The 20,950-nt window shown below is 68.0% G+C and carries 18 protein-coding genes; 7 read left to right on the forward strand and 11 right to left on the reverse strand.

What is annotated here, in order from left to right; genetic code table 11:
* Window positions 1-10: 10 nt before the first annotated feature.
* Window positions 11-853, forward strand: a complete 843-nt coding sequence (locus AC07WS_RS21145; RefSeq protein WP_494730987.1) for an alpha/beta hydrolase — start codon at window positions 11-13, stop codon at window positions 851-853.
* Here AC07WS_RS21145 and AC07WS_RS21150 read toward each other — a convergent pair.
* The 3 genes from AC07WS_RS21150 to AC07WS_RS21160 form a co-directional block, all read right to left on the reverse strand.
* Window positions 834-2,282 (reverse strand): DUF3422 family protein, encoded by a 1,449-nt coding sequence (locus AC07WS_RS21150; protein WP_494730988.1) that lies wholly within the window; start codon window positions 2,280-2,282, stop codon window positions 834-836. The two genes, AC07WS_RS21145 and AC07WS_RS21150, sit on opposite strands and share 20 nt — an antisense overlap.
* A 153-nt stretch (window positions 2,283-2,435) precedes the next feature.
* Complete coding sequence (locus tag AC07WS_RS21155) at window positions 2,436-3,722, reverse strand: ABC transporter substrate-binding protein (protein ID WP_494730989.1); 1,287 nt, start codon at window positions 3,720-3,722, stop codon at window positions 2,436-2,438.
* Window positions 3,706-5,832, reverse strand: a complete 2,127-nt coding sequence (locus AC07WS_RS21160; protein ID WP_494730990.1) for a TonB-dependent receptor plug domain-containing protein — start codon at window positions 5,830-5,832, stop codon at window positions 3,706-3,708. Before AC07WS_RS21160 ends, AC07WS_RS21155 begins: the two co-directional genes overlap by 17 nt.
* A gap of 204 nt (window positions 5,833-6,036) precedes the next feature.
* On the opposite strand from AC07WS_RS21160, the gene AC07WS_RS21165 reads away from it, so the two are divergent.
* Window positions 6,037-6,600: a TOL_0243 family YfiR-like periplasmic protein gene (locus AC07WS_RS21165; RefSeq protein ID WP_494730991.1), complete on the forward strand. Its 564-nt coding sequence runs from the start codon at window positions 6,037-6,039 to the stop codon at window positions 6,598-6,600.
* Complete coding sequence (locus tag AC07WS_RS21170) at window positions 6,597-8,555, forward strand: ATP-binding protein (RefSeq protein ID WP_494730992.1); 1,959 nt, start codon at window positions 6,597-6,599, stop codon at window positions 8,553-8,555. The genes AC07WS_RS21165 and AC07WS_RS21170 overlap by 4 nt, the downstream gene beginning before the upstream one ends.
* Here the strand turns inward: AC07WS_RS21170 and AC07WS_RS21175 are convergent.
* Genes AC07WS_RS21175 through AC07WS_RS21195 form a run of 5 tightly spaced genes read right to left on the reverse strand, consistent with a single transcriptional unit; the run spans window position 8,545 to window position 13,689 of the window.
* Complete coding sequence (locus AC07WS_RS21175; protein WP_494730993.1) at window positions 8,545-9,546, reverse strand: 2-hydroxyacid dehydrogenase; 1,002 nt, start codon at window positions 9,544-9,546, stop codon at window positions 8,545-8,547. The two genes, AC07WS_RS21170 and AC07WS_RS21175, sit on opposite strands and share 11 nt — an antisense overlap.
* A complete protein-coding gene (locus AC07WS_RS21180; protein ID WP_494730994.1) occupies window positions 9,543-10,082 on the reverse strand; it encodes a DinB family protein in 540 nt (179 codons plus the stop codon). The genes AC07WS_RS21175 and AC07WS_RS21180 overlap by 4 nt, the downstream gene beginning before the upstream one ends.
* On the reverse strand, window positions 10,079-11,620 hold the full coding sequence (locus AC07WS_RS21185) for a hypothetical protein (RefSeq protein ID WP_494730995.1): 1,542 nt from the start codon (window positions 11,618-11,620) through the stop codon (window positions 10,079-10,081). The genes AC07WS_RS21180 and AC07WS_RS21185 overlap by 4 nt, the downstream gene beginning before the upstream one ends.
* A 25-nt stretch (window positions 11,621-11,645) precedes the next feature.
* The gene (locus AC07WS_RS21190) at window positions 11,646-12,932 is read right to left on the reverse strand and encodes an NAD(P)/FAD-dependent oxidoreductase (RefSeq protein WP_494730996.1); all 1,287 of its coding nucleotides are present in this window, start codon (window positions 12,930-12,932) and stop codon (window positions 11,646-11,648) included.
* Between the two features lie 55 nt (window positions 12,933-12,987).
* Window positions 12,988-13,689, reverse strand: coding sequence for an HAD family hydrolase (locus AC07WS_RS21195; protein WP_494730997.1), 702 nt, complete (start codon window positions 13,687-13,689; stop codon window positions 12,988-12,990).
* A 99-nt stretch (window positions 13,690-13,788) separates the two neighbouring features.
* Between AC07WS_RS21195 and AC07WS_RS21200 the strand changes: the two genes are divergently transcribed.
* The 4 genes from AC07WS_RS21200 to AC07WS_RS21215 all read left to right on the forward strand — a co-directional run bounded on the left by AC07WS_RS21200 (window position 13,789) and on the right by AC07WS_RS21215 (window position 16,731).
* Window positions 13,789-14,745: a LysR family transcriptional regulator gene (locus AC07WS_RS21200; protein ID WP_494730998.1), complete on the forward strand. Its 957-nt coding sequence runs from the start codon at window positions 13,789-13,791 to the stop codon at window positions 14,743-14,745.
* 193 nt (window positions 14,746-14,938) lie between these two features.
* Window positions 14,939-15,583, forward strand: a complete 645-nt coding sequence (locus tag AC07WS_RS21205; RefSeq protein ID WP_494730999.1) for a hypothetical protein — start codon at window positions 14,939-14,941, stop codon at window positions 15,581-15,583.
* A gap of 131 nt (window positions 15,584-15,714) precedes the next feature.
* Window positions 15,715-16,314, forward strand: coding sequence for a LysE family translocator (locus tag AC07WS_RS21210; protein ID WP_494731000.1), 600 nt, complete (start codon window positions 15,715-15,717; stop codon window positions 16,312-16,314).
* Window positions 16,315-16,341: 27 nt separating this feature from the next.
* Window positions 16,342-16,731 carry a hypothetical protein gene (locus AC07WS_RS21215; protein WP_494731001.1) on the forward strand — a complete coding sequence of 130 codons (390 nt, stop codon included), beginning with the start codon at window positions 16,342-16,344 and terminating at the stop codon, window positions 16,729-16,731.
* 9 nt (window positions 16,732-16,740) lie between these two features.
* Here the strand turns inward: AC07WS_RS21215 and AC07WS_RS21220 are convergent, their stop codons facing one another.
* The 3 genes from AC07WS_RS21220 to AC07WS_RS21230 all read right to left on the reverse strand — a co-directional run bounded on the left by AC07WS_RS21220 (window position 16,741) and on the right by AC07WS_RS21230 (window position 20,935).
* Window positions 16,741-18,231: a CYTH and CHAD domain-containing protein gene (locus AC07WS_RS21220; RefSeq protein WP_494731002.1), complete on the reverse strand. Its 1,491-nt coding sequence runs from the start codon at window positions 18,229-18,231 to the stop codon at window positions 16,741-16,743.
* 68 nt (window positions 18,232-18,299) lie between these two features.
* A complete protein-coding gene (gene gluQRS, locus AC07WS_RS21225) occupies window positions 18,300-19,211 on the reverse strand; it encodes a tRNA glutamyl-Q(34) synthetase GluQRS (RefSeq protein ID WP_494731003.1) in 912 nt (303 codons plus the stop codon).
* Between the two features lie 68 nt (window positions 19,212-19,279).
* Window positions 19,280-20,935, reverse strand: coding sequence for an NBR1-Ig-like domain-containing protein (locus AC07WS_RS21230; protein ID WP_494731004.1), 1,656 nt, complete (start codon window positions 20,933-20,935; stop codon window positions 19,280-19,282).
* Window positions 20,936-20,950 lie beyond the last annotated feature (15 nt).

Genomic DNA, 20,950 nt, shown 5'->3' on the forward strand with positions numbered 1-20,950 from the left:
AAGTAGAGCCATGAAACATACAAAAAAAGTCGCTGGCCTGGCCGGCATCGCCAGCGTGCTGTGGATGGGGCTGACCGCCGCGGTGGCGGCCAACCAGAAGCGGCTGTTGTTCAATCCGCTGGGCAGCAAGCGCGAGGTGCTCAAGCCCTACAGCAGCGGCCACCGCACGCGGCCCATCGTGGTGCGCTCCAACGACGGCACGCGCCTGTCCGGCTGGCTGATGACGCCGCCGGTGGCGGGGCCGCATCCGGGCGTGATTTATTTCGGCGGCCGCTCGGAGGAGGTGTCCTGGGTGGCGCGCGACGCCGGCAAGCTGTTTCCCGGCATGGCGGTGCTGGCGGTGAACTACCGCGGCTACGGCGATTCGCACGGCGATCCGGCCGAGGAGCATTTCGTCGACGACGGCCGCATGCTGTTCGACTGGCTCAGCGAGCGTCATCACGTCGACTCCAAGCGCATCGCCGTGGTCGGCCGCAGCCTGGGCTCGGGCGTGGCGGTGCAGGTGGCGATGGAGCGCGACGCCAATTCCATCGTGCTGATCACGCCCTACGATTCCATCCTGGCCCTCGCCCAGCGCAAGTTCAAGGCCATCCCGGTCGAGTATGTGCTGCGGCACAAGTTCGAGTCGGTCAAGTACGCCCATCATCTGACGGCGCCAACCTACGTGCTGCGCGCCGCCTTCGACGACGTGGTGCCACATTCGCACACCGACCTGCTGGTCGAGAAGCTGGGCCGGCTGCACGCGGACGAGATCGTGCCCGACTCCGACCACATGAACATCCCCTACCTGGAGGCGACGCAGCAGCGCATCGCCAGCTTCCTGGCCGCCCGCTTCAGCCTGCCGCAATCCTGACCGGCTTGGCGGTGAGCTGCTTGTGCAGCCGGCGCAGGCCCATCCACACGCCGATGAACACCAGCGGCGCGGCCAGGCCGGTCAGGATGTCCGGGTTGATCGGCACATTGCCCGCCTTCATGGCCTTGCCCGCGTAGCCGATCAGGCCCAGCGTGTAGTACGAGATCGCCACCGCCGACAAGCCCTCCACCGCCTGCTGCAGGCGCAGCTGCTGGGCCGCGCGCGCGTCCAGCGACTGCAGGATCTTGCGGTTCTGCCGCTCCTGCTCGATGCCGACCCGCGTGCGCAGCAGGTCGTTGCTGCGGGCGATGCGCTTGGCCAGCGTCTCCTGCCGCTGCGACACCGAGGTGCAGGTGTGCATGGCCGGCGCCAGGCGGCGGCCCATGAACTCGGCCAGCGTCGGCATGCCGGCGATGCGCACCTCGCGCAGCTCCTGGATGCGCGATTGCACCAGGCTGAAGTAGGCCTGCGCCGCCGCGAAGCGGTAGCTGTTGTTGACCGACAGTTTTTCCAGCCGCGCCGCCAGACTGGTGATCCGGTGCAGCAGCGCCTGTTCCTCGCGCGCCTCGCCGGCCAAGCCGTCCGGCTGGTCGCCCTGCACCAGCGTGGCGGTCAGGTCGGCCAGCTCGTTCTCGATGCCGTTGAGCAGCGGCTGGCTGGCCTCCGCCTGCGGCAGTCCCAGCAGGGCCATCATGCGGTAGGTCTCGATCTCCAGCAGGCGGCCGACCAGGCGGCCGGCCTGGAACTCGCGCAGGCTCAGGTCGCGCACCACGAAGCGGCTGAAGCCGTCGGGCTGGATCAGGAAGTCGGTCCACACCTCGGCGCCGCTGCCGACGCTGCTGCCCACCAGCGACTTGCCCTGGAACAGGCCGCGGATGGCGTCCACCGCGCCGCTGTCGTCCGGCGCGCCCTGGCACAGCACCACATGGGCGGCGACGATGATCTTGCCGTGCAATCCGGCCAGCCACTCCTGCGGCACATGCCGCAGCGGCATGCGCTCGAAGGCTGGGGTCAAGTCTGACATTCGGACACGAGCGCTGCCGTTGTCGTCGCTACTGCCGACCTCGTGTCCGAATGTCAGACTTGACCCCACCGGGTCTTGGCGCTCGACGAAGGTGTAGGTGGCGAATTCGGTGTGGCATTCCCACTTCAGGCGGAAACGGTCGAAGTCGTGGAAGAAGTAGCGCGCCTGCGGGGCGGGCGCGGCCACGCCGTAGTGCAGGCACAGCTGTTCCAGGATCTGGTGCTGGGTGCTGCGGTGCTGTTTCTGCGACGGCTGGTCCTGCTGCACATAGAGCGCGAAATGGGTCAGGCTCTCCGGCGCTTGCAGCTGCAGGAAGGGGCGTGAGTGGATTTCCGCCGACAGCGGCACCCGCATCGGATGGTTCAACTTGGCGAAATCGGCATTGGCGCGGTATGCGAGAGACATGACCTTCCCCGGGGTGGACTGCGATCGGACTTGCGTAAAGTGGCGTATGTTGCAGTGCAGTATAACCAGCCGGCCAGGGCTGCACAACAGCAGGCTGATGTTACCGGGGAAAAGAGGGGCGGGCGATCACTTTTTGTGCGCCGCCGATGCCGCTCAGCGGGGCAGGCCGATGATCAGCTGTTCGCTGGCGTCCCAGCTGCGCGCCGCCGTGTCGAGCCGGAATACGGTGAACGGCACCTGGCCGACGATGTCGCCCACGCCGTCCCAGTCGATGTCGGCGTAGGCGCCGGCGTAGTCGACGTCCTTGCCGGCCTTGACCAGCGCCAGCGCGGCGCCGATGGTTTCCGGCCGCACCTTTTCGCCCGGCGCGTTCATCACGAAGCGCAGGCTGTCGCGCACCATCAGGCCGGTGGGGCTCTGGCTGTGGTTGACCAGGCCGGCGCGCTCGATGGCCAGCGCCATCACCATCGCGATGTCGTAGGTGGGCGCGGTGAAGTCCTGCGGCTCGCTGCCGTACTGGGCCAGGTAGCCGGTGCGGAAGCTCTGGTAGGAACTGTTGCCGTAGGCGCCGATGGTGGCGGCCGAGCCGCGCGCGCCTCCCATCAGCTTGCTCGGATCGGCCAGGTTGTCGAGGAAGGTCTGGTTGCCGGCGGCGGTGCCGGGCAGCAGCCACATGGCGCCGCTCTGGAACGGCAGCGATTCGTTGAGCACGTTGGCCGAGATGTCGGCCGCCAGGATGCCGTTCAGGATCACGTCCGGCCTGGCGTCGTACACCTGCTGCAGATAGCTGGCGAAGCCGTTCTTCAGGCCGAACGGGATGGTGACCGTGGCCACCACCTGGCCGCCCAGCTTCTGGAAGGCCGGCGTGAACAGGTTGGACAGGCCGGCGCCGAAGGCGTCGCCGGCGTTGATCAGCACCACGGCGCGCCGCTTGCCCGCTTCCCACGCCACCTTGGCCAGCACCGGCGTGGCGTCGACGTCGGAGACGCCGATGCGGTACACCAGGTCGTTGTCGGCCACCGTGCTCAGCGCGGGCGAGGAGCTCGATTCGGTCAGGATGGGCACGCCCTTGGCCAGCGCCTGCGGCAGCAGGTTGAGCACGCGGGTGGAGGTGGAGACGTTGAGCGCGATGACGCCGGCGTCCAGCAGCTGCTGGCCCATGTCCTGCGCCTCGGCGTTGTCGCGCGCGACCAGCGCGATGGCGTTCAGCCGCTTGCCCAGCACGCCGCCGGCGTCGTTGATCTGCTTGGCCGCCAGCAGGAAGGCGTCGCGGGTCGAGGTGCGCCAGCCCACCGAGGCGATGTTGATGGCGGCCGGATCGACCATGGCCTGGATCGGCTTGGCCGGCAGCGCCGTGCCGGCGTCGCCGCCGCTCCCGCCGCCGCAGGACGTCAGCAGGAGCAGGGCGGCGGCCAGCAGGCCGCTAGTAGCGGTATTCATATTGCACTCCATAGCGGCGGCCCAGCGACGGGTAGTCGATGCCGCCCACGCCGGGGTCGACGTAGCGGCTGTTCCACAGGTCGCGCACCTGCAGCCGCAGGCTGGCGCGCCCGCTCAGGCTCCAGCGCGCGCTCAGCGTGCTGTCGACGTAGCCGGCCAGGCGGTAGGCCTGGTTGGCCAGCAGCACGTTGGCGGTGGCGGCCGGGCGCGGGCCGACGTAGCGGTTGTCCAGGCTGAGCAACAGCTTCTGCCCCATCAGGCTGGCGCTGGCGCCGGCGTTGGCGCTGTTGGTGGGGAACAGCTCGCCGTCGCTGCGCTGGGCCAGCGGCGCCAGCGTGTAGCGGTTGAGGCCGCGGCTGCCGTTGGCGCGGCTCAGGTTGGCGTAGCCGTTGAACCAGTCGCGCTGGTAGCGCAGCTCCAGCTCCACGCCGTTGACCTTGCTGTCGCTGGTGTTGCGCGCCACCAGGTTGAAGAAGGCCTGCTCCAGCGTGACCAGCTCGCTGACCTTGGTGTGGTAGACGGTCAGCGCGCCGTTCCAGTGCGGCTGCGGCGGCGTGCTCAGCTGCAGTTCCACGGTGCGCGACTTCTGCGGCGCCAGCTCGGGGTTGCCCTTGATGTCGCCCGGCTGCACGGCGGTGCGGTACAGCAGCTCGGCCGACGGCGCCTGGAAGGCCGTGCCGCTCAGCACCTTCAGGCCCCACTCGCCCGGCAGCGTGCCGACCACGCCGGCGCGCAGCGATTTCTGGCTGCCGTAGACCGAGTGCCGGTCCTGACGGCCGCCGAGGATGGCCTGCCACTGGCCGACCAGCGGGAACTGCCACTGCGCGTACAGGCCGGTGTTGCGCAGCGTCTTTTCGCCGGGCTGGCTGAGCTGGAAATCGCTGCCGTCGGCCAGGCTGTGGCGGCGGAACGATTCCAGCGCCTCGCGGTCGCGCAGCGCGTCCGCGCCCAGCAGCAGGCTGGTCTGCGGGCCCGCCTGCCACAGCCATTCGACGCTGCCGTCCACCGCCTTGTAGCCGAAGTCGCGCAGCAGGTAGTAGTCGGCGGCGCCGGTGCGCAGGCGGTCGCCGCTGCCCGGTTCGCCCTGGCCGTAGTTGACGCTGGCGCGCAGCGTGTGCCGCTCGTTGAAGCGGTGGCTGGCGCCCAGGTGCACAAAGCCCTGTTCCAGCACCACGTGGCTGGGCGGGCGCAGCAGCGGATTGAGGTTGGCGAACACATTGTCGCTGTCCTGCCGCTGCCAGAAGGCGGCCGCCTGCAGCTCGTCGGCCGCGCCGCGCCAGCCGCCGCGCAGGTACAGGCTGCGCGGGTCGGCGTCGTCGGCCGGGGCCGGGCTGAGGGCGGCGTAGCGTTTATAGTCGGGCGAGATGCGCGGCAGCGCCAGGCCGGCGCGGTCGGCCCTGGCGGCCTGCAGGCCCCAGGCCAGCCAGTAGGGCGACGGCGCGCCGTCGGCCGCGGCGCCGAACTGCGCGCTGCCGCTGGCGGCCAGCAGGTCGGCGCTGCGGCCGCCGCCTGACCATTCGTGGCCCAGCGCCAGGCGCTGCTCCGTGCCGTCGCGCCGGGTGATGACGTTGACCGCGCCCAGCAGCGCGTCGGCGCCGTACAGCACCGACACCGGCCCGCGCACGATCTCGATGCGCTCGACCATGCTCATCGGGATGAATTCCAGCCCGGTCAGCTGCTGCTGGGTGCTGCGGAAGGCGATCGGCTGGCCGTCCAGCAAAATCTTGATGGCGCGGCTGGCCGACTGCGCGCCGGCGTTGATGCCGCGCACGCCGAAGTTGTGGTTGAGGCGGTCGTCGCTCTCGACGAAGCCGGCCACGTGGGACAGCGCCTCGGCCAGGCTCTGGTAGCCGTAGCGGGCGATGTCGTCGGCCGTGACCAGCGTGACCACGGCCGGCGTGGCGTACAGCGGGGTGGCGGTCTTGGTGGCGGTGAGCACCTTGACGTTGCGCAGCTGGTCGAGGCTGAGGTCGAACAGCGTGTCGTCGCCGCCGGCGCCGTCGGCCGCCGCCGCGGCCAGCGGCAGCAGCAGCGCGGCCAGTGCGGCCAGGCGCCCGCACGCCAGCCCGGCCCGGGCCGCGGTGCTGCGATGCTGTGTGCTATCGCTCAAGAGTGTTCCCCTATGCCGCACGATTTAACAAAGTATTCACCAATTCGGAAACGATCACAAGCTGCAAGTGGGACGCCGGACTCACCCGTTGTGTTTCAAGAACAAGTCCATCCCGCCATGCGAAAAAAACTTGCCCCAGGAGCTATTCGGATAAAATCGAGAGGCGTGGCAACACGCGCTGGCGCGACTTGAGGCGGAGGCACGATGAAACGACAGGGCACCGTGGCATACCGGATGCTGGCCGTTCTGGCCTGCCAGCTGGCGGCCCTGGGCGGCGTTTCCGTGCGTGCCGAGCAGGCCATGCCCGAGCAGCAGGTCAAGGCCGCCTACATCCTCAACTTCACCCGCTACGCCAGCTGGCCGGCGCCGGTGCTGGCCGAGCCGCACGCGCCGCTGGTGGTGTGCATGGTGGGCGCCGGCGCGGCCGACATGGCGCGCCAGCTGCAGAAGCGCGCGGCCGGCAGCCATCCGCTGGAACTGCGCATCGTCAGCCGCGTGGAGGACACCGAAGCCTGTCACGCGGTCTACCTGGCGCTGCCCGAGCGCAGCCGCCAGAGCGCGTGGCTGACCCGCATGCGCGAGCAGGCCATCCTCACCATCGGCGACTCGGCCTCCTTCCTGGCCGACGGCGGCATGATCAACATGCTGCTGGTGGACGGCAGCATCCGTTTCGAAGTGAACCTGACGGCGGCCAAGCATTCCGGCGTCGGCCTCAATCCCCGCATGCTGGCGCTGGCCGAACGGGTGGTCGGCGGAGACGCCAAGTGAGCGTGATCCCCCACCGCTGGCACGACCTGGCCTTGCAGCGCAAGCTGCTGATCGTCGCGCTGCTGACGGCGCTGGCGGCCATGCTGGTGGCGCTGGCGGCGCTGGTCGCCTATGACCTGAGCGTGGTGCGGGTGCGGCTGGTGCAGGACCTGGCCAGCCGCATGGACCTGGTCTCGCTCAACCTCGACGTCGACCTGAACTTCGGCGACCGCAGCGCCGCCACCCGCACGCTGGCGGCGCTGCGCGGCACGCCGGACATCGACAGCGCCTGCCTGTTCGACGCCCGGCACCAGCCCTTCGCCAGCTACGCGCGGCGCGGCGCGGCGCGCTGCGCCTGGCCGGAGGAGATGGCGCCGTCGGGCCACAGCTTCCACGGCGACTTCCTGTCGATGCTGGCGCCGGTGCGCTTCCAGCACGAGCAGGTCGGCTCGCTGCAGGTGGAGTACGCGCTGCAGCCGCTGGCCGAGCGCCTGAGCAAGTACGGCCTGGTGCTGGCGGTGGTGATGATGACGCTGCTGATCGGCGGCGCGCTGCAGGCGGTCGGGCTGCGCCGGCTGGTGACGCAGCCGCTGGTGGCACTGTCGAAGGTGGCCGACCAGGTCACGCGCGAGCAGCGCTACGACCTGCGCGCGCCGCACTTCTCCAACGACGAGGTGGGGCGGCTGTCGGCCGCCTTCAACACCATGCTCGCCACGGTGGCCGCGCGCGACGCCGCGCTGCGGGTGAGCCAGTCGCTGCTGACCAATATCGCCGACAAGTCCTCGGCCGTCATCTACGTCAAGGATCTGGAGGGGCGCTACCTGATGGTCAACCAGCGCCTGCGCCAGGTGCTGCCGCCGGGCGCGCCCGACCCGATCGGCCACCGGGACGCCGACATCTTCGACGACGACACGGTGCAGGTGATACGCGAGGGCGACCGCCGCGCGCTGGAGTCCACCCATTCCTACATCTACGAGGAGGGCGTGCCGGATGCCGAGGGCGTGGTGCGCACCTATATCTCGGAAAAATTCTGCCTGCGCGACGAGCAGGGCGTGACCTGGGCCATGGGCGGCATCTCGACCGACATCACCGACCGCAAGAAGAGCGAGGTGGAGCTGATCCAGTACCGCGACAAGCTCGAGGAGCTGGTGCAGCTGCGCACCGCGCAGATGGTGGAGGCCAACAAGGAGCTGGCCGAATCGCTGGAGACGCTGCGCCACGCGCAGGATGAACTGGTGCGCAGCGAGAAGCTGGCGGCGCTGGGGTCGCTGGTGGCGGGCGTGGCGCACGAGCTCAATACGCCGATCGGCAACAGCCTGCTGGCGGTCAGCACGCTGATCGACCAGACCCGCGCCTTCACCCGCCTGACCGCCGAGGGCATGAAGCGCTCGACGCTGCAGGCCTTCGTCAACGACGTCGCCAACGGCGGCGAGATCGTGCTGCGCAATCTGCACCGGGCGGTGGACCTGGTGTCGAGCTTCAAGCAGGTGGCGGTGGACCGCACCACCTCGCAGTGCCGCGAGTTCCTGCTGTGCGACCTGGCCAACGAGATCCTGTTGCTGCTGCTGCCGACGTTCAAGAAGAGCGGCTTCACGGTGCGCCAGGACATCCCGCCGACGATACAGATGAAGAGCTATCCGGGGCCGTTCGGGCAGGTGCTGATCAACTTGATCAACAACGCGCTGACGCACGCCTTCGAGGGCCGCAGCGAGGGCGAGATCCTGCTCAGCGCCCGCATGCTCGACGCGGAGCGGGTGCAGGTGGTCATCAGCGACAACGGTTCCGGCATCGCGCCGGAGAACATGGGCCGCATCTACGATCCCTTCTTCACCACCAAGCTGGGAAAGGGCGGCTCGGGCCTGGGCCTGAACATCGTCTACAACATCGTGTACGGCGTCCTGCGCGGCAAGATCGACGTCGAGAGCGAGCTTGGCGCCGGCACCCGCTTCATCCTGACGCTGCCCGTCACGAGCTGACCGGCAGCAGGTTGGCGCACGGCGTGCCGTTCATGTGGCAGGCCAGGTTGTCGAAGGTGGCGGCGGCGATCTCGCGCATCGCCTCGATGGTGAAGAAGCCCTGGTGGCCGGTGACCAGCACGTTGGGGAAGGTCATCAGGCGCTGGAACACGTCGTCGGCGATGATGTCGCTGGAGTGGTCGTGGAAGAACAGGCTGGCCTCCTGCTCGTAGACGTCGATCGCCAGCGCGCCCAGTTGGCGCGACTTGAGCGCGGCGATCACGGCGGCGGTGTCGATCAGCGCGCCGCGCGAGGTGTTGACCAGCATCGCGCCGGGCTTCATGCGTGCCAGGCTGGCGGCGTTGATCATGTGGCGCGTGGCGTCCAGCAGCGGGCAATGCAGGGAGATGATGTCCGACGCGGCCAGCAGTTCGTCCAGGCTGGCGCGCGTGGCCACGCCGTCCAGCTGCGGCGTCGGCGCCGGATCGCTGACCAGCACCGCGCAGCCCAGGCCCTTGAAGATGCGCGCCGCCGCCGTGCCGATCTGGCCGGCGCCGACGATGCCCACCGTCTTGCCGTGCAGCGTCATGCCGAGCAGGCCGTCCAGCGCGAAGTTGCCCTCGCGGACGCGCGCGTAGGCGCGGTGGGTGTGGCGGTTGAGCGTCATCGCCAGCGCCAGCGCGTGTTCGGCCACCGCTTCCGGCGCGTAGGCCGGCACCCGCGCCATGAACAGGCCGAGGCTCGCCGCGGCGCGCAGGTCGACGTTGTTGAAGCCGGCGCAGCGCAGCAGCACGGCGCGCACGCCCAGCGCGTGCAGCGCCCGCAGCACCGCGGCGTCCAGCTGGTCGTTGACGAACACGCAGACGGCGGCGCAGCCCTGCGCCAGCGGCACGGTGTCGAGCGTCAGCGGGTCGGAGAAGTAGGCCGCGTCCACCGCGTGTGCGTGTTGCAGGCGCGCCTCGTCGAGGAAGCGGCGGTCGTAGGGCTGGGCGCTGTAGACGGCGATCTTCATGGCGCTTCGAGGTCGGGCACCATCGCCAGCAGATCGGTGACGCCGATGTCCACGCCCGCCTGCGTGAGCAGGGTGCTGACCTGGCCGCGATGGTGGGTCTGGTGGTTGAAGAAGTGCTGTACCAGGCTGCCGAAGTGCTTGCGATACAGGTCGCCCTTCGTGCTGCGGTATTCCATCGTGTGCGCCAGGTGGTCCGCGCTCACCTGCGGCGCCCATTGCGTGACGATGGCGTCCAGGCGCTGGCGGTGCGCCAGCAGCGACGGCAGGTCGGCGCCGAAGCTGTGCGTCAGGCCGGACGGCTGCGGCGCGTCCAGCATCGGCGCCAGCGCGGCGAAGCGCGCCGGATGGGTGGCGAAGCGGCGCAGCCAGATGGTGTCGGCGGCCAGCAGGTGGTTCATGGTGCCGAGGATGGAGCCGAAGAAGGCCTTGCGGTCGGCCGTCAGTTCCGCCGGCGGCAGCAGCGCCGCCGTGGCGTACATCTTCTGGTTCATCGAGGCGTTGTAGGCCGCCATCAGCACGGTGGATTCTGGTGTCATTTGGGGATGGAGCCTGGTTCCGGTTGCAGGAAGATCATCTGGTTGACCGCGTCCAGCGTGCGGCGGCGTTGATCGGCGTCGGGCTTGACCTTCGGCGCCAGCATGGCCAGCAGGTCGCGCGTGTGGGCCGCGTTGAACGGCACGGTGTAGTCCTCGACCACCTTGTCCATCAGGTATTTGACGGTGCGCGTGGACTGGCTGGCCGACTGCTCCAGCGTGGCCTTGGACAGCGCGCCCTCGTCGTACGCCAGCGCGGCGGTGCTGCTGGCGCTGTCGTCGACCGTCAGGTAGTTGTAGTTCTGCGTGGCCGGATCGATCATCAGGTCCAGTATGCCGCCCGGCTTGATGGGCAGGTGGAAGCTGGCCTTGAGCTGCGCTTGCTGCTGCTGCGATATCGAACGGTCCAGCTGCGTGCGGCCTTGCACGCTGGTGCTTTGCGAGGTCTGGTAGTCGAAGGTGTCATGCTCGCCGGGACGCAGCGGATTGGGCGAGGTTTCGGTCTGCGTGAGCGAGGCGCTGAAGTCGGCCAGGCCGGTGAGCATGGCGTGGTCCTGGTCGGCCAGCGTGATCCGCTGCGACGGCGCGGCCGGCGGCTGGCCGTAGTTGCTGTGCATCTCGCTGACCGCGTCCTTGAACAGGCCTGCCAGCTCGGCGTCGCCGTGGCCGCGCATGCTGGCCTGGTCGAACTGGCGCAGGTAGTTGGCCAGCGCCTTGGCCTGCTGCTCCTTGCTGCCCCAGCCCGCGGGCTGGCTCAGGTCCACGCTGATCTTCGCTTCGCCGGCCGGGCCGTTGAAGCGCACGGTGCGCTGTTTGGCGTCGGCATGGAAGTCCAGCTGCTGCGTGTCGGTTTCGTTCAGCTTGAGCGTCGAGCGCAGGTCCACCGACGCCAGCACCGACGGGTCGAATCCGGTCAGGCCGGCCAGGTCGATTTTCGGCGGCACGGCGGCCAGGCCGTCGATCGCTTTTTGAAAGGCGGTCGCCAGGCCGGCCAGCGCCGCGCGTTCGTCGTCACCGAGCTTGCCGCTGCTTTGCACCTGCACGGCGATGCCCTTGTCCGAGCTGTCCAGCGCCAGGGCGACCTTGACGCCGCTTTTGGTGGTGACGGTCAGGCCGGCCTGGTCGTCGCCGACGCGGTGCAGCGGCGGCAGTTGCGCGTACAGCAGCGCGTCGTAGGTGCCGGCGCGCGCGTCAGGCGGCGCTTGCTGCAGCGATTGCGAGAAGTCGGAACCATCGGCCTTGAAGCGCTCCAGCAGGGCCGCGCCCAGGTTCTTGAAACTGCTGGTGGCCGGCAGGTAGTTGTAGTTGCGGGCGACGAGGGCGGAGACGGCGTCCTTGCCGCTGCGCTCCCACACCAGCGGCGCGCGCGCGGCGCCGTCGGCGCTCTGCGCGCCGCCGCTGAGCGTCACCACCGCGGCCGGCGAGGCGGCCGGCGCGGCGCCGGCGGCGACTGCGTTGGCCGACGAAATGCCCGGCAGCGCCACCGCTGCCGGCGGCGGCGCTGCCGGGCTGTTTTTGCTTAACGAGGTTAAGGTAGTCATCACCGCATTATACGGCGATAACTCCTCACGACAGCTTCACCGGCGGCTGAATTTTCGCGCGCAGCCAGTCGACCAGCGCCTGGGTGGCGACGCGCGCGGTGCCGTGCAGATTAAGCAGGTGCTTCTGGTACAGCAGCTGATACAGCAGGCTCGCCGTGGCGCCGGCCACGCGGATGCTCTTGCCGGTGATGGCGCCGGTCAGCACGCCCACGGCGGTCTGCGGCCCCAGCGAAACGAGCGAGCCGTAGTCGTGGTAGCGGAAGTCCGGACGCGGCGTGCCGTTGCGGCGCGCCAGCAGGTCGGCCAGGAACATCGCCTGCTGGTGCGCCACCTGCGCGCGCGGCGGCGCCGCGCCCCGGATCGGGCAGACGTAGCTGGCGCAGTCGCCCAGCGCGTACACCTGGCTGTCGTTGGCCGAGCACAGGCTCGAATCGACAATAATCTGGCGCAGATTGTTGACGGCCAGTCCAAACGTGGCGCACAGCTGCGGCGCTTCCACGCCGGCCGCCCACAGGGTCAGGTCGGCGCGGTGGGCGTTGCCGGCGGCGTCGATCACGGCGTCCGGCGTCACCTCGGCGACGGCGGTGCCGGTCAGCACCTCGATGCCGAGCGCGCGCAACTCGCGCGCGGCGCGGTTGGCCTGCTGCGGATGCAGTTGCGGCAGCAGGTGCTGGCCGCGTTCGACGACGCTGATGCGGATGTCGGTTTCCGGGTTCAGCGTGTGCACGCGGTAGGCGGCCAGCGCGCGGGCGCTGTTGCTCAGTTCCGCCGCCAGTTCGACGCCGGTGGCGCCGCCGCCGACGATGACCACGTTCACCTGGGTTCCCTGCTCGCCGGCCTTGATGCAGGCGTCGATGAAGCGGCGGCGGAAGGACTCGGCGTCGTCCACGTTGTCGAGCGTGAGCGCGTGTTCGGCGGCGCCGGGCACGTTGTAGAAATTGGTGATGGCGCCCAGGGCCAGCACCAGCTTGTCGTAGGCGATGGTGCGGCATACGCCGGCGCCGCCGTTGTCCGCGTTGAAGCCGCCCCTTGGCGCCAGCGTGACCGTTTGGTGGGCGCGGTCCATGCACAGCACTTCGCCCTGCACGAATTCGAAATCATGTTCGACCGCCTGGGCCGGGAAGGATAGTTCCTCCACGCGGGGATCGCATTTGCCGGAAGCGACCGTGTGCAGCAAAGGCTTCCAGAAGTGGCCGGGATAGCGGTCTACCAGCAGGATGCGGGCGCGCTTGCGGGCGCCGAGCGTGTCGCCCAAGCGGGTTGCGAGTTCGAGTCCGCCCGCACCGCCTCCTACGATGACGATGGTTTCCATATTGCGCCTCCAGATAGTTAAGAAATCTGTGCTGCGGCTCTGCGGCCGCATCGCCCTACGCGGCCAGTTCGTGCTTGGCGCGCTGGTCCGGCGTGTAGGGACTTGAACGCAGCTCGCGCAGCGCGTCGTAGGTGATGAACTGGCGTGGCCGCACCACGTCGTTGCCGTACGGGGCCACCGAGACGGTCCACAGGCCAGCCTCCCCGGCGGCGCGCAGGCCCGGCACGGCGGTGTCGATGGCGATCGCGTCCTGCGGCGACACGCTCATGGCGTTCAGCGCGCGGGCATACGGGCCGGTGCCCGCCGGGCCGTCGAAATTGGCGCCGCCGGTGACCACCGCGAACAGGCTGTTGACGTCGGCGCCGAAGCAGCCGCTCAGCAGCGCCGAGGTGGCGGGCGCCGGCAGGTCGGTCAGCACGCAGATCTTGCAGCCGTCGTTGAGCGCGTCGTCGATCAGGGCCAGCGCGGCCGGCAGGGCCTTGGGCGGCTGGGCGCTGATCGCCTGGTGGAACTGGCGGTGCTTGTCGGCGAACAGTTCGGCCACGCGGGCCTTGTCGCGCGAGAGCAGCTCGCAGGCGATGGCGGAACCGATGGCGCGGGCGTAGCCGTGGGTGGCGGCCGCTGCGCGCAGCGCCGGCAGCGTCCAGCGTACCGACAGGCCGGCGTTGGCGAACGCCGCGTTGCAGGCTGCAAGGTGCAGCGCTTCGGTGTCGAACAGTACGCCGTCCAGGCCCAGGAAGATCACGTCGATGCTCATGTCGGTCTCGCTTAAAACGATGTCAGATGATTATGAATATACGGGTACAATGAACAAAAGAAAAATTAAACATATTCGATAATTGATAAGGAAAAGCTTATGTATCCAGCCAGCTTTCGCCAGCTGCAGGCGCTGATACTGGTGGCGCGCCACGAGAGCGTGTCGCGCGCGGCGGACGCGCTGCACGTCACGCAGCCCGCGGTTTCGTTGCAAATCCGCACACTGGAGGAGATCGCCGGCATTCCGCTGACGCGCAAGGTGGGCCGCAACATCCAGCTGACTGCGGCCGGGGAGGTGATGGTGGAGTTCTCCGAACGCATCCTGCGCCTGTGGGAGCAGGCCAGCGACGAACTGGCCGCGCTGGAGGGCGTCACCAGCGGTACGCTGCGCATCGGCGCGGTGACCACGGCGGAGCACCTGCTGCCGCCGTTGCTGGTGCCGTTCACGATGAAGCGGCCCGACGTGCGCCTCAAGCTGCAGGTGGGGAACCGGGCGGAGATCGTGCAGATGCTGGCGCGCCACGAGATCGAGCTGGCCATCATGGGCACGCCGCCGCGCGAGCTGCGCACCAACGCCGCCAAGTTCGCCCGCCATCCGATGGCGTTTGTGGCCAGCCCCGCGCATCCGCTGATGAAGAAGAAAAAGATCACGCTCAACGACGTGATGGCCGCCAACCTGCTGGTGCGCGAGCGCGGTTCGGGCACGCGCACGGCGGTGGAGAAGCTGCTGCGCGAGGCGGGGCATCCGCTGGAATTCGGTTCCGAGGTGTCGAGCAACGAGGCGATCAAGCGCATGGTGTCGGCCGGGCTGGGGCTGGGCTTCCTGTCGGTGCACGCCTGCGGCCTGGAGTTCGAGGCCGGCCTGCTGGCGGTGCTGCCGATGCACGAGAGCCCGGTGGAGGCGGACTGGCACATCATGCACCTGAGCGGCCAGCCCATCCCCAAGGTGGCGGCGGCGTTCCAGGATTTCGTGATCGAGAACGGCCAGGACCTGGTGCGGCGCGAGCTGGAGAGCTTCTACAAGCTGCTGGGCCGCCAGGGCAAGCGCAAAGTTTGAAGGGCGGGCCCGCGCAGGCGGCGTTTGAGCAAGCACAGGCGCGAGAGTATGTACTCGGGGTGCTCCTCCGCGCTCCTTCTAGCAAACCTTCGATTTTTTGTTCGATTTTCTTCGATTTTTTCAAGCTTTGAACTATTCCCGGACTTCCCGGTCTAAATATGAAAAGGCCGAAGAAAATAGGGGGGGAAATCGAATGAATACCACAATGAGCGTGCAACTGCCCACCGATACCCTGCTCAAGCTGATCGAGAAACTGCGCCGCCGTGGCGGCTCGCAAGACCTGTCGCAAGCCATGGCCCAGGCCATCGAATGCTGGCTGTCGGACCCGGCCCGATTCGAGCCGGGCGCGGACCCGTCGGGCCTGCACGGCTACCAATGGAAATCCCTGTTCCTCCCCGAAGGCACCGTGTTGAAATCGTGGAGCTACGGTGAAAACAACTACGCGCGCGTCGAAGGCGACCAGATCATCCACAATGGCCGCGCCGTTTCGCCTAACCAGTTCGCGCAGTCGTTCGCCCGTTCGACACGTAATGCATGGCAGGATTTATACGTTCGCCGCCCGGGCGACAAGACCTTCAAATCAGCGCGCCGCCTGCGCGACGAACTGATCGCCGCCGCGAAGGCGTCCGCGGCAACGCCTGCCGCCCCGCCGGGCGCTCCGATCATGTCCGTCCCCACCGCTGCGCCTCCCCTGCCTGTCGCATCGGCGCCGGCGTCACCCGAGCCACAGGCCGCGCCCGCATCCACCGCGCCATCGCGTAACGCCGACCGCGAGCCCGGTTGGGACTTGCCGGAGCGCAGAAAATTTCGTTACCGGCTGGAAGACGTCGCCTATTAGCTTTGCGGCAAAGGCGAGTCGTATCGGTCGAACGGCCAATACACTTGCGCACAGTTCTTGCGTAAGTGTACTGGTACAGTTGAGTGTGAGTCCAATACAATGGCTGCTCCTTCCCGCCACCGGATTCGCCTATGTCCCCCGATCTGTTGTTCCCCTTGTGTACCTTCGCCACCATCAGCACCATCACGCCCGGGCCGAACAACGCCATGATGCTGGCCTCGGGCCTGAACTACGGCTTCACGCGCTCGCTGCCGCATCTGTTCGGCATCTGCTGCGGCTTTGCCTTCATGATCTTTGCCACCGGCCTGGGCCTGCACGCGGTGTTCGAGCAGGCGCCGATGCTGCAGGTGATCCTGAAGTACGCCGGCGCGCTGTACCTGCTGTGGCTGGCGTGGAAGCTGGCCCATGCCGCGCCGATGAGCGCCGAGCAGGCCGGCCTGTCCCGGCCGATGAGTTTTTTCGGCGCGGCGGCCTTCCAGTGGATCAATCCCAAGGCCTGGGTGATGGCGGTCGGCGCGCTGACCACCTACCTGCCGCCGGGCTTCAAGACGCTGGACGTGGCCATGCTGGCCGGCGTGTTCGGCGTGATCGGGATCTTCTGCGTCGGCTCGTGGGCGCTGTTCGGCGTGGCGATGCGGCGCGTGTTGCAGGACGCGCGCTCGGTGCGCATCTTCAACCTGGTGATGGCCTTGCTGCTGGTCGGCAGCCTGTATCCTATCCTGCTAACATGACGCTTTAACGTCTCCCGAGGAATGCCGATGTTGCGTCAAATTGCGTCTACCCTGTTGTTGAGCGTTCCGCTGGCGGCGGCCGCCACCACCGTGCCGTCGGACCTGATGCGCCCGGTGCCGGAGGAGGCCGCGCGCGGCTATGCCGTCAACTGGCTGCTCAGGATCGCGCTGGAGTCGGAGCGCTTGAACGACATCGAACCGTGCCGCAAAATACTGGCCGAACGCGGTTTCCTCCCGACCCTGTCCAAGACCGCCAGTTCCGCCATGCCGCAGCTGCATTTCAAAATCGCCGGCGTCAAGCAGTACGAGCAGGCCAATGCCGACGCCGACGCGGCGCTGGAGGCGATACAGCACGCGGCTTGCCCCGCCACGCTGACCTGGACGGTGGAATCCCTGCATCGTCCGATTTCGCGCTAGGCCCGGCCGCTAGGGCAGCCGCAAGGCGTGCAGTCCGGCCTGGAGCGCAGCCAGGTCGGGTGGCTGCGTGGCCTGCAGCGCCTGCAGGTAGCCGCGCGCGAACTGGATGGGGGCGGCGGCGTCCTGCCGGGCCAGTTCCCGCAGCAGCCGGTCGGCGATGACCAGGTCGTTGTGCCGCCCCAGTTCCTCCTGGATCGCGGACAAGGTCTTCAGATAGCTGTGCGCCCGCTTGCCATGACAGAGCGATTGGAAGAACTCCAGCGCGTAGCGGGCGCGCTTGGTGGCGATGCGGGTGCCGTGGATGGTTTCCGGTTCGCTCCCGTCCATATGCCGCGACCGCTTCAGCAGCTTCCTGTGCAGCCGCTGCACGGTGCGCTTGGCGAAATCGGCGGCCGGCTCGTCCTCGCCGTCCGCCGGCTGCTGCATCCACAGGCCCATCGCCAGCAACAGGCGCGTGTAGCGTTGCGACAGCAGCGCCTGCGCCGCGGCGCGCCGCTCGGCCTGCGCGGCCTGGAGCGCCAGCGCTTGCAGGTCCAGCAGACTGTGCGGCCCGCCCGGGCTGGCCTGGATCCGCGCCAGCGTAGACGCCAGCAGCACGTCCCAGTCGCGCGCGGCGCCCAGCGCCTTGCCCAGCCAGCGGATGTCCGCGTCGATGGCGGGCGGGCAGGGCGCCAGCGGCTCGAACAGCTTCAGCGCCGAACGCAGGCGGCGCGCGCCGACGCGCATCTGGTGCAGGGTTTCGGGGTCGTCGCCCTCGATGACGGCGGCCTCGTTGCGCTGGATGTGTTGCAGACAGTTGTTGAGGATTTCCAGCCGCGCCTCGGCGGCCGTGGCGTCCGGCGCCAGTTGCACGGCGGCCGCGCGGACGGGGGCGGTGCCGGTCTCGCGGCACAACATGTAGCCGCGCTCGGCCTTGTTGGTGTTGCTCAGGCGCAGCGGGATTTGCTCCTGCAATCGCAGCGCGAAGGCGAACAGGCTGGCCGGGTCGCCATCCTTCAATTCCAGTTCGATTTCGTTGACCGGCACTTGCCGGCCCTGGCGCTCGATGTGGCCGTGGTCCAGCACCAGTTCGATCCGGCTGCCGTCGAACTCCAGATCCCAGGTGTCGCGCTCCACCGCCACCAGGAACAGCGCTTCCAGCCGGGTCTTGAGGTCGTCGGCGGCCAGCACTTCCTGCCATGGCGGATCGTCGCCGATCAGCTTGCGCAGCTTGCCCAGGCGCGGCCAGGCGCGGTCGACCGGGCCTTCCCACTCGTTGCGCTGATGCAGGCCGCTTTGCACGCTGCCGCCGGCCTTCATGGTCTGCATCCAGGTGCCGTCGACCTTGCGCACCCGCAGGCCGGCGCCGTGGCGCAGCAGGTGCAGGTCCGGCGTATCGAAGTAGCGGGCCGACAGCTGCTGCGTGCGCACCGGCCCGCGCGCGTGCGCGGCGAGCAGCGGATGCCGGCGCAGCTGGTCGTTGTCGGCGGGCGAGAGCAGTAGTTTGAGTTCGACTTCCATGGCAGCAGTGTAGATGAAAAACCGGCTCGCGCCGCGCGCGCCTGTGCCGTTGTTGATCGATATCGCGGTTAGCGCGGTTTCGGCAGATTCCGCAGAACTTGCGCCCAGGCGGGCACGGCGTCGCGCCAGAAGGCGTCGATGCTGTCGGCCCGCAACTCCATGCCGAGGAAGCGGGCGGCCGGCAGCATGGCGTCCTGCAACAGCTGTTGCGGCGCGGCGCCGTTGTCGAAGGCGGTGGCGCCGGTCTGCTTGGACAGTTTTTCGCCCAGCTCGTTCACCACCACCGGCACGTGCAGATAGCTCGGGCGCGGCAGGCCCAGCACCTGTTGCAGGTAGAGTTGGCGCGGCGTGGAGTCGAGCAGGTCGGCGCCGCGCACGATGTCGGTCACGCCCTGGGCGCCGTCGTCCACCACCACGGCCAGCTGGTAGGCCCAGAAGCCGTCGGCGCGCTTGATGACGAAGTCGCCCACCTCGTCGGTCAGGTCCTGGCTGACGGGGCCGGCCCAGCGGTCGTCGAATTGCAGCACGCAGTGCGGCGACTGCGGCACCTTCAGCCGCAGCGCGCGGGCGCTCTTGCCGGGCGCCAGGCCGTGGCGGCAGGTGCCGGGGTAGATCAGCGCCTGCGCCTGGCGGCCGGTCAGGCTCAGCTGCGAATCGGCGATCTCCTTGCGCGAGCAGCCGCAGGGGTAGACCAGCTCGCCCAGCTGTTGCACGGCCTGCTGATACAGCGCGGTGCGCCGGCTTTGCCAGGTGACGTCGCCGTCCCACAGCATGCCGCAGCGGCGCAGCGAGGCCAGGATGTGCTGGTCCGCGCCGGCCACGTTGCGGTCGCCGTCGACATCCTCGATGCGCACCAGCCATAGTCCGTGGTGGACCTTGGCGTCCAGATAGCTGGCGATGGCGGCCACCAGCGAGCCGATATGCAGGGGGCCGGTGGGCGAGGGCGCGAAGCGGCCGATGTAGGGGGCGGGGTTGTTCATCGGCGAAATTGTAAACGAAACGAGCCGCCGCCTTTGCCGCGCGGCGGCTCGTTGCTACGCGCCTATCCTCATTGCACCGTGATCGTCAACTTCTGGCTTGGTTCTCCGAACCAGGCCACGCCATCCTGCAGCATTTGCCATTGGAAGGTATAAGCGCCGGGCTGGGCCGGCGCCTTGACCGTGAAATTGAACTGTTTCTGTTGACCAGGCTTGATCAGTTCGGCCGGCGCGCTGTTGAGTGCGATCCGGCTTGGTCCCCACAGGCTGTCGATCGGATTCAGCGTGCCGAGCTTGTAATTCGCCAGCGCCCAGTTATTGGTGCCGGTATTGTTGAACGTGAGGCTGACGTTGTACGATTGCCCCGCCTTCATGGCGGTCGGAACGTTCTGGGTGACGTAGTGCGAATTGCGCGCGATCTCGTGGTAGGACTTAACCACATAGGCGGCCGGCCGCAGGCTGCCGTCCGAATTGATCAGCGACATGGGATGCTGGTCGTCGCTCAACGACAGGCTCCAGAACGCGCTGCCCACGTTTTGTCGTTGCAGTTCGTTGAAGTAGGCGCGGTACGCCGACGCCTGGGCGGCTTCGTCGGGGACGTGGTCCGGCACGTGGTAGCCGAATTCGCCCACGATCATCGGCAAGGAAGCGCTCTCGGCCTTTGCCAGGCGCATGGTGCCTTCGGTGGTGTAGGCCATTTGCGGCATGTTGGTCTGGTACAGATGCGGGGAGGCGAAGGATTCGATATCCGTCCAGTAGTGCATGAACGGCAGCGGCGAGTCGCCCACGGTGGTTGGCTTGTTGGAGGGATCGTTGGCGCGCACCAGGTTGTACATCGCGTGCACGCCATCGACCACGTTCTGGTAATCGGAAATATTGGGCAGGCAGTCTTGCGTCGATGCGAACCACAGCGGCTCGTTGTTCAAATCCCAGGCCATGACGGCAGGATGGGAGTACATCGTGCGGATGAAGCTGGCCGCGCTTTGGTCCAGGTGAATGTAGGCCTGTTCCCAGCTGCAGGCGCCATTGTATTTGTCGTAGCCGCCCAGCGCGAGGATCACGCGCAAGCCATAGCTCATGGCGATGTCCAGGTCCTTTTTCACGGCCGTGTACAAGGCGTCCGTGTTGCTGCCGTTAAGGGGGATCGCGACCGCCATGCGCAGCACGTTCAAATTCATGATCTGAGCCGATTGGGCAATGGTCGTCATCTGGGCTTCGGTCGGAATCCAGCCCAGCACGCCATCCGGGCGGGTTGTCGCGCTTTCCAGCACGTTGGCGCCACGGAAGTGATCGAAGTCGAAATCCGCGGCCGTCACTGGTGCCGGCGGCACGGCCGGCGGGAAGTTGGTGCGGATCTCGGGCGTGGCTATGGAATAGACCACCACGTTCGGCGATTTGTCGCCGAACCAGGCTTCGCCTTCCTTCAACATCTGCCATTGGAAATTAAACGGTTGCAGTTTGCTGGCGGCAGTGTAGGGGCCGTTGACCGGAAAGGTGAAGGTCTTGCTTGCTCCGGGCGGCACGGTTTCGCCGGGGGCCAGGTCGACCCGGGTGGTGTGCCAGTTCCAGGTATTGGCCGGCTCGCCCAGGCGGAACAGGCCGGCGGTCCAGACGGTCGTGCCGGTATTCTTGAACGTGACCGAGACCGTGTAGTTGGCGCTGGCCGCCGTGCTGTCCATGACCGATTGGGAGACGTATTGCGCGTTGTGCCCGGCCTGTGCCTGCATTGCAAAGCCAAGGCT

The organism is Duganella sp. GW821-FHT01E12 (assembly GCF_059422325.1).

Excerpts from the sequence above, each read along its gene's own strand:
- AC07WS_RS21145 (WP_494730987.1), top strand. The coding sequence starts at position 11 with ATGAAACATACAAAAAAAGTCGCTGGCCTGGCCGGCATCGCCAGCGTG.
- AC07WS_RS21150 (WP_494730988.1), bottom strand. The coding sequence starts at position 2,282 with ATGTCTCTCGCATACCGCGCCAATGCCGATTTCGCCAAGTTGAACCAT.
- AC07WS_RS21215 (WP_494731001.1), top strand. The coding sequence starts at position 16,342 with ATGTTGCGTCAAATTGCGTCTACCCTGTTGTTGAGCGTTCCGCTGGCG.
- AC07WS_RS21155 (WP_494730989.1), bottom strand. The coding sequence starts at position 3,722 with ATGAATACCGCTACTAGCGGCCTGCTGGCCGCCGCCCTGCTCCTGCTG.
- AC07WS_RS21210 (WP_494731000.1), top strand. The coding sequence starts at position 15,715 with ATGTCCCCCGATCTGTTGTTCCCCTTGTGTACCTTCGCCACCATCAGC.
- AC07WS_RS21195 (WP_494730997.1), bottom strand. The coding sequence starts at position 13,689 with ATGAGCATCGACGTGATCTTCCTGGGCCTGGACGGCGTACTGTTCGAC.
- AC07WS_RS21180 (WP_494730994.1), bottom strand. The coding sequence starts at position 10,082 with ATGACACCAGAATCCACCGTGCTGATGGCGGCCTACAACGCCTCGATG.
- AC07WS_RS21190 (WP_494730996.1), bottom strand. The coding sequence starts at position 12,932 with ATGGAAACCATCGTCATCGTAGGAGGCGGTGCGGGCGGACTCGAACTC.
- AC07WS_RS21165 (WP_494730991.1), top strand. The coding sequence starts at position 6,037 with ATGAAACGACAGGGCACCGTGGCATACCGGATGCTGGCCGTTCTGGCC.
- AC07WS_RS21220 (WP_494731002.1), bottom strand. The coding sequence starts at position 18,231 with ATGGAAGTCGAACTCAAACTACTGCTCTCGCCCGCCGACAACGACCAG.
- gluQRS (WP_494731003.1), bottom strand. The coding sequence starts at position 19,211 with ATGAACAACCCCGCCCCCTACATCGGCCGCTTCGCGCCCTCGCCCACC.
- AC07WS_RS21205 (WP_494730999.1), top strand. The coding sequence starts at position 14,939 with ATGAATACCACAATGAGCGTGCAACTGCCCACCGATACCCTGCTCAAG.
- AC07WS_RS21185 (WP_494730995.1), bottom strand. The coding sequence starts at position 11,620 with ATGACTACCTTAACCTCGTTAAGCAAAAACAGCCCGGCAGCGCCGCCG.
- AC07WS_RS21200 (WP_494730998.1), top strand. The coding sequence starts at position 13,789 with ATGTATCCAGCCAGCTTTCGCCAGCTGCAGGCGCTGATACTGGTGGCG.
- AC07WS_RS21175 (WP_494730993.1), bottom strand. The coding sequence starts at position 9,546 with ATGAAGATCGCCGTCTACAGCGCCCAGCCCTACGACCGCCGCTTCCTC.
- AC07WS_RS21230 (WP_494731004.1), bottom strand. The coding sequence starts at position 20,935 with ATGCAGGCACAGGCCGGGCACAACGCGCAATACGTCTCCCAATCGGTC.